9 protein-coding genes are annotated in these 11,354 nt (G+C 59.8%); 4 read left to right on the plus strand and 5 right to left on the minus strand.

The genetic code is table 11. The annotated features are described in order from the left end of the window. Positions 1-2,237 (minus strand): amidohydrolase family protein (locus tag RMO15_RS27380; protein WP_309720363.1); only part of this gene is annotated, 2,237 nt, incomplete at its 3' end. 84 nt (positions 2,238-2,321) lie between these two features. Then, complete coding sequence (locus RMO15_RS27385) at positions 2,322-3,473, minus strand: hypothetical protein (protein WP_309720367.1); 1,152 nt, start codon at positions 3,471-3,473, stop codon at positions 2,322-2,324. An 86-nt stretch (positions 3,474-3,559) separates the two neighbouring features. Here RMO15_RS27385 and RMO15_RS27390 point away from each other — a divergent pair, with 86 nt between their 5' ends. The 4 genes from RMO15_RS27390 to RMO15_RS27405 all read left to right on the plus strand — a co-directional run bounded on the left by RMO15_RS27390 (position 3,560) and on the right by RMO15_RS27405 (position 7,603). Continuing rightward, on the plus strand, positions 3,560-5,332 hold the full coding sequence (locus RMO15_RS27390) for an ABC transporter ATP-binding protein (protein WP_309720370.1): 1,773 nt from the start codon (positions 3,560-3,562) through the stop codon (positions 5,330-5,332). A 158-nt stretch (positions 5,333-5,490) separates the two neighbouring features. Then, positions 5,491-6,204, plus strand: a complete 714-nt coding sequence (locus RMO15_RS27395) for a copper transporter (protein ID WP_309720373.1) — start codon at positions 5,491-5,493, stop codon at positions 6,202-6,204. Next, entirely contained in the window at positions 6,201-6,863 is a 663-nt protein-coding gene (locus RMO15_RS27400) for a glycosyltransferase family 2 protein (protein WP_309720376.1), read from the plus strand. The genes RMO15_RS27395 and RMO15_RS27400 overlap by 4 nt, the downstream gene beginning before the upstream one ends. Continuing rightward, positions 6,854-7,603, plus strand: coding sequence for a hypothetical protein (locus tag RMO15_RS27405; protein ID WP_309720379.1), 750 nt, complete (start codon positions 6,854-6,856; stop codon positions 7,601-7,603). Before RMO15_RS27400 ends, RMO15_RS27405 begins: the two co-directional genes overlap by 10 nt. Here RMO15_RS27405 and RMO15_RS27410 read toward each other — a convergent pair. The 3 genes from RMO15_RS27410 to RMO15_RS27420 all read right to left on the minus strand — a co-directional run. Next, positions 7,600-8,247, minus strand: a complete 648-nt coding sequence (locus RMO15_RS27410; RefSeq protein ID WP_309720382.1) for a YdeI/OmpD-associated family protein — start codon at positions 8,245-8,247, stop codon at positions 7,600-7,602. The genes RMO15_RS27405 and RMO15_RS27410 overlap by 4 nt on opposite strands. A 2-nt stretch (positions 8,248-8,249) precedes the next feature. Then, entirely contained in the window at positions 8,250-10,142 is a 1,893-nt protein-coding gene (locus tag RMO15_RS27415; protein ID WP_309720385.1) for a Xaa-Pro dipeptidyl-peptidase, read from the minus strand. A gap of 37 nt (positions 10,143-10,179) precedes the next feature. Next, positions 10,180-11,354, minus strand: a 1,175-nt coding sequence (locus RMO15_RS27420; RefSeq protein ID WP_309720388.1) for a UDP-glucose/GDP-mannose dehydrogenase family protein, incomplete at its 5' end; no start/stop codon positions are given.

An 11,354-nucleotide genomic window follows, 5' to 3' on the forward strand; every position in this document is an offset into this window, starting at 1 on the left:
AGCCGGATCAGCATCAGAATCTCACTGGCGACATAGCTGTGGCAGTGCACCAGACGCTTGCCCTCTAATATCTCCACCAGGGCGTCTAGTTGCAAGTCTCGGCGGGTGCTGTCGGGGTCGGATTTCCGTTTCGCGCCGTACTCACGAGCTTCAGTGAAGCGTGCACGAATGATTCTTTCCACGCCCATTCGACTCACGGGGTAGCGTGGGACTCCCTCGCGGGAACCGCCGCTATTGGAACGCGTCGGGTTCTCCCCTAGCGCGAACTTAATCCCTTGGGGAGCGTCTTTAATCAGCAAATCGTCGGCAGAGTCCGCGCCCCAGCGCCACTTCACGACTGCGTTCTGGCCCCCAATCGCATTTGCTGAGCCGTGCAAGACATTGGCCGCCGTCGTCCCACCGGCGAGCTGTCGGTAGATATTCACGTCGTCGGGGTTGAGCACATCGGCGATACGCACTTCGGCGGTGACGATATTGCTGCCCTCATTCACGCCCCCGGAGACGGCGGAGTGCGAGTGACAGTCAATCATCCCCGGCGTCACGTGCTTACCGCGCCCGTCCACCTCGACCGTCCCACCCGGCACCTTCAGGTCTTTGCCAATCGCGGTGATCTTACCCTCGCGCACCAAGACATCCGTGTCCTTGAGAATCCCCGCAGCAGCGCTCGTCCAGACCGTGGCGTTTCGGATCACAAAGCTCTTCGATGCCAGCGCTGGTGGGAGTGGCGGAATCACCCCCGCACCCACTTTGGACAATACGAAAGGCTTCTCCTCACTCCCCTCCTTCGCGGAGCCGGAGGAGGGGCTGGGGGTGGAGGTGGGCTTGCCTTCCAAGCCTGCAATGGCCTGCTCGACCGTCACACCCGCAGGAAGAAACGGCTTGGCGGACTCAGGATCGGCCTTGAGGAACTGGAGCGCCATCTCGGGGGTCACGCCTGGTGGCAGACTTTTCGCAATGTCAATCGTGGGAGCAGTACCCCCAACACTGGCTCCCCCATTATTGGGGGCGGGGGCACCGGGGCTAGCCAGCATGACGGGCTTGCCTTCCACAAAGACTCGCACCAGTTTCGCCTTGGGCGCAAAGAGTGAGTCGCCCTCGATGGCGATCACATTGGCCAGCTTGCCCTCTTCCAGCGTTCCTGCCTGCTTCTCAATTCCCAGCAGCTTCGCGGGCGAGAGAGTAAGCGCCGTGAGTGCCTGGTCTTCGGTAAGCCCGGCAGCAATGAGCTTGCGGGTGTTTTTGAGTAAGTCCCCCGGCGTGTTGGTCGTCAGCGCAAACGGAACACCGAGTTTTGCCAGTGCGGCGGCAGTTGTAGGAGCCAGGGCACGGGCACGTAGGCTCTGGAGGGTTTCCGTAGAGGACTCACCCGGCGCGACTGTCGGGGCGGCGGGCAGGTCGGCGGAGAGAAAGACGCTGGCTCTAGCGTCCTTGAGCTTCTGGGCGAGGGCATAGGCTTCGGTGCCGCCCTCGATAATCGGGACCAGACCAAACTCTTTGCAGAGCTTGAGCGCCCGCTCGATCTCTCGTGCGCCACTGGCCTTGACGATCAGCGGGAGCTTCTTATCCGCCACGGGCTGGAGCGCCTGCATGGTTCGTGTGGGAACGCCTTTGCCGCCCTTGAACCGAGCATCGTAGAACGCCTGGCGGGTCGCAGCGATCTGGCCCATGAGCGAGCCAGGGTACTCACCAAAGCCACCGCGCTCGAACGAAAGATGCATCCCCACGGCAGGCTGAAGGATCAGCTCATTAACTTTGTCGGACTCGCCGAGGCTGATGGCCGCACTGGTTCCCTGGAGCAAGCCCGTCGCCGGTGCCGTGAGTGCGATCCCAAACCCCGCTTGGCGGTAGGGCTTGTTTGCTTCCGCATCGGGCTTGAAGAGCAGCGCGGCATTGTTCTCCGACTGGATCGCCGACACGGGGTACTTATCACCGCGATCCGATTTGACGACTTCGGTGGGCATTCCGAGCCGCGTGGACGCGTTAATCAGCCCGGGATAGAGTGTCCAGCCCTTCCCCGAGATCACTTTGGCATCCTTGGGAACGGTCACATTGGCCCCAACGGACTCAATCACGCCATCGCGCAAGACCAGTGTCCCCGACGCGATCACTTTCCCCGGCGCCGTGACGATCTTCGCGCCCGTGATGGCATAGACATTCGGAGCCCCCGGATCGTTGCCCTGCGCGTGTGCAACCGTGGCAAGCCCGAGACTGAGAAAAAGAGCGGCAGATTTTCGCATGATGAGTTCCTCAAACAAAAAAAGGGCTGACGGTTAATCCGCCAGCCCCGGCATTTCTGCCCGATAGTTTACCTGATCTTAATCCTATTTCACGGGACCAACGACAAACGCACCGACTTTGCCGTCTTTGACGCCCGTGCCGACCACGAAGCCCTTGTTGTTGATGCCACGCGCCTGCACCAGAGTCCAGCCCTCACGGCCATCAATGACATCGTTGAGGTCAATGACTTTTCCGCCACTCCAGACCGCCGCATGTGCTTCGCCGCCCTCGGTCTCGATCACGCCGACGACTTGATTGTTGTCGTTGATGCCCAGAGCGAGTCCTTGCTTGCTACCCGGCACCGGAAGCTCGCCCGTCTTGCCCTTGCTCCAGCCAATCGGCTTGACCATGCGCTCTTCCGAGATTCCCGCGCCGACAAAGATATCGCGCTCGTTGGCCGCCATCGGAATCGCCATCTGAAGCCCGCCCATCACTGGTAGCGTCCCAATCTTGCCGTTCTTAAACGCCGCCGGAACCGGCCCGTTCTTGCCAATCGTCAAACCAACGAGCGTCCCGCTTGCGTTGCCAGATTGCGGCACAAACTCGCCAATAGCTTTCCCATCACCCGGCTTGCTCCACAGCATCCCCGAGAAGCCGTTGTCTAGCACTCTATTGTAGCCAAAAATGCCAGTAGGCATACTTCCAAAACTGAACCCATCACCAGGATGAGATCTTCCACCAAAACGCAAATAAAAATCAGCCCAAACCAAACGCTGTTGGCTATCAAAGGCGACGCCGGCGGCGGTGCCGCTTCCGCTGATCGTGGTTGCCATGGTGTCGCGCTTGCCGCTGGTGAGGACGCCGGGCTTGTTGCCTGCCCAGACCGTGCCGCGGACGTTTTCTTCGTTGCCGATAACGCCGACCACATCGCCTTTGGCATTGATCCCCGTCGCCGCACTGAACGGTGCGCCTTTGGGAAGGGGCAGTAGCTCGCCGCGTCGGTTGCGAACCACAAATGCACGCACTTCGTCGTCGCCAAACGCCGTGCCGACGATCTCGTTCTTGTCGTTGATCGCAACTCCCATGCTTCCCGTCAGTTCCAGCGGGCCGACGGACTCCACGTGGAGCAGCTCAGCCTGCGGGGTTGGCGTCGCCTGGGTCGCTTTGGGGAGCAGGTGGGCCGGAGCCAGAATCGCCGCCGTCGCCACAGCAGTGACAACGCCCACTCGGGTCATATCAGAAATAACACGCTTCATAATCGTTAGATTCCTCCTAGTAGCCAGAGACAACCAAAAGCGAGGGTTGGTTGCAAATTTTGAACGGGGTACAATGCCAATAAGCTATGGAGAACTTCAAGCGGCTGCTACGCTACCTCTACCCCTATCGAGTCCGGGTCGGTCTGGCGGTGATCCTGATGTTTGTGGTGACCCTCTCCGCGATCCCGATGCCACTCTTTCAGAAGGAGATTCTCGATGTCGCGATCCCCACGAAAAACACGAAGCTTCTCTGGCAGATCTTTTTTGCCATCATTGCTCTCTCGATCGCGCGTGGAGCGGTCTCCTACACCCTCAACTACTTGATCTCTTGGCTTGGACAACGCGTCGTCTTTGACCTGCGGTTTCAGAGCTACCGGCACCTCCAGCGCCTCTCGCTCGCCTACTACGATGGTCGCCAGCCGGGCAAGATCATGGCCCGGCTCACCGGCGATATTGATGTGATCCAGTACGCCCTCACCCAGGGCTTTGTCTATCTCATCACGGACCTGGCGACCCTGGTGATTATTATCGGCTGGCTCTTTCATATCGAGTGGCGGCTCGCCGTGATCGCGCTGGTAACCCTGCCGCTCTATGTCGTGAACTACAAGCTGCTCCTGGGGCGCATCCGGCCCATCTCGGTGGAGCTACGCGAAAAATGGGAGCAGATGCTCGCCGGGCTCACCGAGAAGCTCGGCGCGATTGCCGTGGTGAAGGCATTTGCCCAAGAAGACCACGAAGAGAGCGAGTTTATCAAGGCCGAGCAGGAGCGCTTTGTGATCGGGATGACCCAGACCAAGCTCAACCGAGTTCTGGGTGCGACCAGCCAGCTCATCCGGATGCTTGGGACGGCCACTCTGCTCTGGTACGGCGGGCGGCTGGTGGGTTTTCAGGAGATGACGGCGGGGAACTTGCTGGCGTTTTACTCCTATCTCGCCTATCTCTACGACCCTGCTGTTCGTGTCGTGGACTTCAATGTCCAGCTCCAGTGGGCAGGCTCGGCCATTGAGCGCGTCTTTGAGACCCTGGACACGCGCCCCGAGATCATAGATGCCCCCGATGCCGTCTATCTGCCGACCGTCAAAGGCGCGATTCACTTCGATCATGTCCACTTCGGCTACGACACCGAAAACTTAGTCCTCCATGACATTGATTTCAAGATCGCTCCGGGTGAGATTATCGCCATTGTGGGGCCGAGCGGCGCGGGCAAGTCCACACTGGTCAATCTCCTCGCACGCTTCTACGATGTCACCAAAGGCCGAATCTTTGTGGACGGCCACGATGTGCGAAAAGTGCGTCTGGAGACCATGCGCCGCCATATCGGGCTGGTTTCCCAGGAGACCATTCTCTTTTCAGTGAGCCTGCGGGAGAACATTCGCTACGGGCGCAAAGAGGCCAGCGAGGCGGATGTGATCGCCGCCGCAAAGGCCGCCGATCTCCATGAGTTCATTCTCTCGCTCCCCGAGGCTTACGACACCAAGATCGGGGAGGATGGCATTAAGCTCTCCGGCGGGCAGAAGCAGCGCATGGCGATTGCACGGGCGCTGCTGGCCAACCCGCGGATTCTCATTCTCGACGATGCCACCAGCGCATTAGACTCCCACACCGAGTCGCACATCCAAGCCGCCCTCGCCGAGCTGATGAAAGGCCGCACAAACTTTGTCATTGCCCACCGCCTCAGCACGATCCTCAACGCCGACCGGATTCTCGTCTTACAAGAAGGAATGATCATAGATCAAGGCTCCCACACCGAACTGATCGCCCGCCCCGGCCTCTACCAGGACCTCTACAACGAGCAGTTCAAGACCGTCCAAGACCTCACCGACGAAGAAAAAGCCCGCTTGCTAGAGACGGTACAATAGCGACAATACGCCCCTAAGAACAAGTCTTGGGGCTTAAGAGGGCGACGGGCACCTCCGTGCCCAACAGAATTTACTGGCTGCGAAGGCAGCCGTCGTCCTCTTAAGCCGATGGTTTCAACCTACGGCTACCCGCTTGCTAGAGACGGTACAATAGGGTCGTGACACCTGACTTTCGCTACCACGTGGCCTCGCTCTCCGCTCTCTTTCTCGCACTGGGAATTGGCATTCTGGTGGGCACAGCGTTTGTGGGAACCAAAGTCGTGGATCGCCAAACCACCGCTGTGAATCGGCTTACCCGAGAGACCATCGAGCTACGCAAAGAGACCCATGAGCGCGAGCAAACCGAGAAGACACTCCAAGACGCGCTTTCTTTACTGGTCAAAGACGCGCTTACCGGAAAGACCGTGCTGGTGGTGCAAGTGGGTAGCGGGCGCGAGGCGGCAGAGCAGGCCCAGAAGGCTCTGGAGCTAGCGGGAGCCATGGTCGAGCGTGAAACGGTCGCCGATGATGATGGCACAGAGCTGGCAAGCCGAAGCGATCTCCCCCGCCTTGTGGTGCTGGCGGGCGGCGAGAGCGAGGAACAAGCCCAGCGGCGTGATCTTCCGCTCCTCAAGGCACTGCAAAACACGGGAGTCCGCACGGTTGCTGTGGAGCTCTATGAAACCCCTGCCTCCCTCATTCCTCTCTGGAGCTCGGCTGCAGACGCCACCGTGGACTGCGTCAATCGGGCGACGGGCTGGCTCGCGCTGATCGTGGCGCTCAAAGGAGAGAATGGCAACCTGGGCCTGAAGACCGGCGCGATCACGCCGCCTCTGGAGTCTCTCGTCAAGCCCACGCCCACACCACTTCCCTCCCCCACCCCTGAGCCATGAGCCTGTGCGTCCTGATTCCAGCCTACAATGAAGCGGATCGTATCACAGAGACGGTCACGGCGGCCCTTACGCTTGAAGGCGTGAGCGAGGTACTGGTCATTGACGATGGTTCGCAGGACAACACGGCGACTATAGCGGAGCAAGCTGGGGCGCGTGTACTTCGCCAGCCACAGAACCAAGGCAAGGCGGCAGCGCTGACAGCAGGCTTCCACGCCACGGATGCTGCGTTTTTGCTCTTATTGGATGCCGATCTGGGCGCGACTGCCCGTGAGGCAACAGCGCTGATTTCTCCCGTGCTCTCAGGTAAAACGGACATGACCATTGCGCTGTTTCCCGTGATTCCGGGACGTGGCGGCGGCATGGGACTCGTGGTGCGCCTTGCTCGCTCGGGTGTGGCACGTGCGACAGGCCAGACACTGCAAGCTCCCCTCTCCGGCCAGCGCTGCCTTCGTCGCGAGGTGCTCCAGTCCGCGTTTCCCCTGGCCACCGGCTTTGGGATCGAGACTGGCCTGAATATTGCCGCCCTGCGCGCCGGTTTTCGCCTGCTCGAAGTCCCCACGACCATGGACCACCGTGTTACTCAGAACGACTGGCGTGGAAAGCTTCACCGTGCCCGCCAGCTCCGCGATGTTGCAAAGGCCCTACTGAAATGGAGATAATTGCTGCCGTCCTGGCGCTACTCTGCCCTGTCTTTACCCGGATGCTGTGCCCCGAACTACAGCTGGTGAAACCTAACTTCCAGAAAAAAGAGATCCCTTCTGCCGTCGGCCTGAGCTTCTTGCTCCCACTGGCCTGCTACCCTGCGCTCTGGCCCGCGATTGCCTTTGGCCTCCTCGGCCTCGCCGACGATCTCTGGGGCAGTCGCGCCGTGGGTGGTTTCAAGGGACACCTCAAGAGCCTGCTTGCGGGCAAGCCCACCACAGGAGCCCTCAAGCTCTTTGGCGGCGGTTTGGTGGCTCTAGGGGCCTCGTGGCTAAGCTTTCCGCAAGAGCCCCTGCGCCTGATTGTCGCGGCGGGGATTGTTGCGCTAGGAGCCAACACGCTCAACCTGCTGGATCTGCGGCCCGGTCGCGCTTGCTTCGGCTTTGCGCTCTTTCTGCTCCCAGCGGCAATCGCTGCTCCTCTGCTCTTTGCCCCTCTTTGGCCTCTGGCGATTGTTCTGGCGATTGAGTGGTGGTCAGACTCCCGCGCCCATGCCATGCTGGGCGATACGGGCTCGAACCTGCTGGGTGCTCTTGCGGGGATTCTTGCGGTCCAGGCACTGCCCTTCACGGGCCAAGCCATCTTGCTCGCCGTCTTGCTCGCCCTCAATATCGCCGCAGAGCGAACCTCGCTCAGTGGAGTGATTGAGAAAATGCCCTGGCTCCGTGCCCTTGACCGAAAGCTCGGGGTTCGCTAGCGCCGCTCCCGGATCTTGTCAGTGAGCAACACAATGGTCTCGGCAACTCGCTTCTCGCGTGTCTCGGGGCGCTTGGCCTGCTCAACCCAGCGGACATAGTTCTTGCGGTAGAACGTCGGCAGCGACTCAAAGAACGCTTTCGCCTCCGGGTTGGCAAGGAGCGCAAGACGGAAGTCATCTGTTAGCTCACCGACCTGCGGCCCCTCCGGCGAAAGCTCTACCTCGACCTCGGTTGCCAGATCCAGCGACGCATCACGCAGCCACGCAGGGCCAAGTGTCAGCACAAAGCCCTCCCGGTCAGGCTGAAGCGGCCCACGAATGTTGTGGCCGTTCACCGTCCCGGTCACGTCGTGGCGCTCTTTTGGCCCCCAAGTCTCGTTCGGATCAAAGGGAATCGGCACTGCAACACTGGTTCCCCGAACGGAAAGCGCCGCCACAAAGCGCTGAAGCGGGGTTGCCTCGATCGCAATGTGTGCCGCTGCCCCCCGAGCTGCTGCCTCTTCCTCTAATGTGATAAAACCATCGCCATCGGTATCCATCCGATCAAAGGCGGGGCGTAGAATCTCCGGAAGCTCCTCGCGGCTCAGCTTCCCATCATTGTTTGTATCCAGTGCTTGAAACAGCTTGCTCGCAGCATCGGACATCGCTACGAACCTCCCGCCGCTCGCTTGAACGTGCTCTCACCACCCACGATCGGGAGGATGAGCTGGGTGGCATCCAGATCAATGGTCAGCTTGGTGCCCGCTTTGGGCCAGAGCGTAAAATCCCGGTCGCTGGAGAGGATCATCAGGCCAATTCGCTTGCCTGCCGGGATAATCTGGTCGTCGGGCTGGAGGTCAAACGTCAGAGTGACAAACGCGCCAGGCTTCAGAGGCTCGCCACGACTCATGGAGTGGTAGTCGCCGCCCTTGGTGAGGCTCTTGGCGTTCTGGGGATCCGCCCAGCCACGGGTAATCAGATTCGCGGTGCCAATGGGACCTTCGGTCCAAGGGAGCTGCACTAAGTAGACTGAGAGGTTTGCCGCCGGAACACTCGATGCAAGCTTGATGGTCACCCGCGCCGTCCCGGAGAGGTGCAAGGGCGCAGTGAGCTCTGGGGTGACGTAGAGCAGGCGATTCGGTGAGTCTGGGGCTTTAGCAAGGCTGGGTGCATCCAGGCTCACATCGTCCACCAGCTCCTCTTGTCCCTGTTTTGAGGACTTTTGGAGCGCGAGGCTGCCCTTGGTCTTGCCACCTGGCACGGGAAAGAGGGTTACGGGTGAGGCGGCGGGGTTTGGATAGTCCTCGTAGGGAGTCGGCTCTGGTCTTGAGCTACCTGGCTCTCGCTCACGCACGATAAACGCTTTGGGGCCTTTTTCGACACCGTTCTGCACGCTGTAGAGAAAGCGAGTGAACCACTTGTTCATCAGTGCAAAGGGTGGGTCGCCACCGTGCCCGCCCTGATGGAAGTACTGCACCAGCGGCACGCGCCCCTTGAGTGCAGCACTGATGCGAGCACTGTGCTCAGGGACGACATTCCAGTCGTTGAAGCCATGGGCCATCAGCACGGCACACTTGATATTTTTCGTAAACGGGAGCAGGTCACGCTCCGCCCAGAAGGCATTGTAATCTCCTGTACGGCGGTCACGGCCGCGGGCAAACTCACCATCACGGTAGAGCCGATTGCTCACCTCGCGGGTCACAGGATCGCCGCTATGGATAAAGTCGTAGAGGGAGTCAATGTCTTCTCCGAGATAACCACCAGGATGGCGCACAAGGCCATTAGAGCGGTAGTAGTGGTAGTAGGACGTGTTGGGTGCCACAGGGATAATCGCCTCCAGCCCCTTGACTCCTGTAGTCGCCGCCGCCAAAGGGATCGTCCCATTGTACGACGTGCCGGTCATTCCGACTTTGCCGGTGCACCAGCTCGCCCGAACCTCGACTTGCCCGTCTATAGTGGTAAAGCCCTTCGCTCGCCCATTGAGCCAGTCAATCACCGCTTTAGGGGCCAGCCGCTCGGGGGCACCTCCCACCGTGGGACTTCCCTGTGAGAGCCCCGTCCCAGGAGCCTCCGAGTGGACAACGGCAAAACCACGCGGCACCCAGGTACCTACGAGAGAGTTTGAGATCGTCGTCTGGTTGGGACGGAACATAATCGAGGGGTATTCTGTCCGTGCAGGCGGCTCGGCTCCGACTTCGTGCCGAACATCCCACAGATCCGACGTTCCGCTGGATGTGCCTGCAAAGTACGGCGAAGACTCATAGATCACCGGAACCTTGAGCCCCTCAGTTTCCGTTTGTTTCTGCCGAGTGACATTCACATACACCCGATCCCGCTTCCCATTTTTATCGGAATCAAACTCCGTCTCGACCCAGAGCCGCTCACGGACCCACTCACTCGCATTTGCGAAAGCGGGGACAATCTGAGCCTGTCCATCCGCGAAGACCGGCTTAGCAGGCTCTTGTGCAAAAGCCCTTGGGGAAAGCAGAGTGGTAGCGACAATCCCAAAGGACAAGTAGCCCAATAGGTAGGAGAAAGAGGAGAAGATATGAGTTGACATGTTGGTCGGATTATACACCAAACCCACCCCCAAGAGTCTACTTACTCATTCGCCCGATGCCATGGTAGACAAACCCAGCTCGGCGCATTTTATCCGGGTCGTAGAGGTTTCGACCATCAAAGACATGGCTACCGGTCATCGCGGCTTTGAGTTTTTCTAAGTTAATCTGCTTGAACTCATTCCACTCGGTCACGACCACCACGGCATCGGCTCCCTCGGCGGCCTCAAAAGAGCTTTTGGCGTAGGTGATCTGCGGGAAGATCTTCTTGCAGTTCTCCATCGCAATCGGGTCAAAGGCCACGATCTCGCCACCGCCTGCCAAGACAGCGGCAATCACATCCAGAGACTTCGCATCGCGCATGTCATCGGTGTTGGCCTTAAACGCCAGCCCCAGAAGCGCGATTTTCTTGCCCTTAAAGCCCCCCAGCTCCGTCTCGATTTTCTTGATAAAGCGCTTAGGCTGCTCCTCGTTGGTCTGAATCGTGGCCTCGAGGATGGGAAAGTCATAGCCAACACTCTTTGCGGTGTGGAGCAGGCTCGACGAGTCCTTCGGGAAACAACTTCCTCCGTACCCGAGGCCCGCATTCAGAAACGCGGGGCCGATCCGGCGGTCCTGCCCGACGCCCTTCATGACCTGGATCACATCGGCGTTCACCGCCTCGCAGATATTGGCGATAGAGTTGGCGAAGCTAATCTTGACGGCCAGAAAGGCGTTTGAGGCATACTTAATGAGCTCGGCGCTGGCGACATCGGTGATGATCATCGGGCGCTCTAAAGGCGCATAGAGCTCCAGAACTTTCAGCGCGACGATCTGATTGGGGGCACCGATGACGATGCGGTCGGGGTTGAGGGCGTCCTGAATGGCAGAGCCCTCGCGCAGAAACTCGGGGTTCGACACCACGTCAAAGTCTACATTGCGCCGCCGATTCGTCTCGATGACCTCACGCACAAAGCTGCCCGTCCCGACAGGCACCGTGGACTTGTTGACGATCACTTTATAGCGGTCCATCGCCGCCGCGATCCCACGCGCCGCGCTCTCCACCTGCCCCATGTCCGTCGAGCCGTCTTCACGCGGCGGGGTTCCCACACAGATGTAGATAATCTCCGACTTGCGCACAGCGCTATCCAGATCCGTAGTAAACGTCAGACGCCCCTCTTCCGCATTGCGCTGCACCAGCTCTTCCAGCCCCGGCTCGTAGATCGGCATCTCCC

Source organism: Armatimonas sp. (assembly GCF_031410135.1).
Classification (GTDB): domain Bacteria; phylum Armatimonadota; class Armatimonadia; order Armatimonadales; family Armatimonadaceae; genus Armatimonas.

Bases quoted from the DNA above. Each gene is read 5' to 3' on its own strand.
- RMO15_RS27415 (WP_309720385.1), bottom strand. From the start codon at position 10,142: ATGTCAACTCATATCTTCTCCTCTTTCTCCTACCTATTGGGCTACTTG.
- RMO15_RS27385 (WP_309720367.1), bottom strand. From the start codon at position 3,473: ATGAAGCGTGTTATTTCTGATATGACCCGAGTGGGCGTTGTCACTGCT.
- RMO15_RS27410 (WP_309720382.1), bottom strand. From the start codon at position 8,247: ATGTCCGATGCTGCGAGCAAGCTGTTTCAAGCACTGGATACAAACAAT.
- RMO15_RS27400 (WP_309720376.1), top strand. From the start codon at position 6,201: ATGAGCCTGTGCGTCCTGATTCCAGCCTACAATGAAGCGGATCGTATC.
- RMO15_RS27405 (WP_309720379.1), top strand. From the start codon at position 6,854: ATGGAGATAATTGCTGCCGTCCTGGCGCTACTCTGCCCTGTCTTTACC.
- RMO15_RS27390 (WP_309720370.1), top strand. From the start codon at position 3,560: ATGGAGAACTTCAAGCGGCTGCTACGCTACCTCTACCCCTATCGAGTC.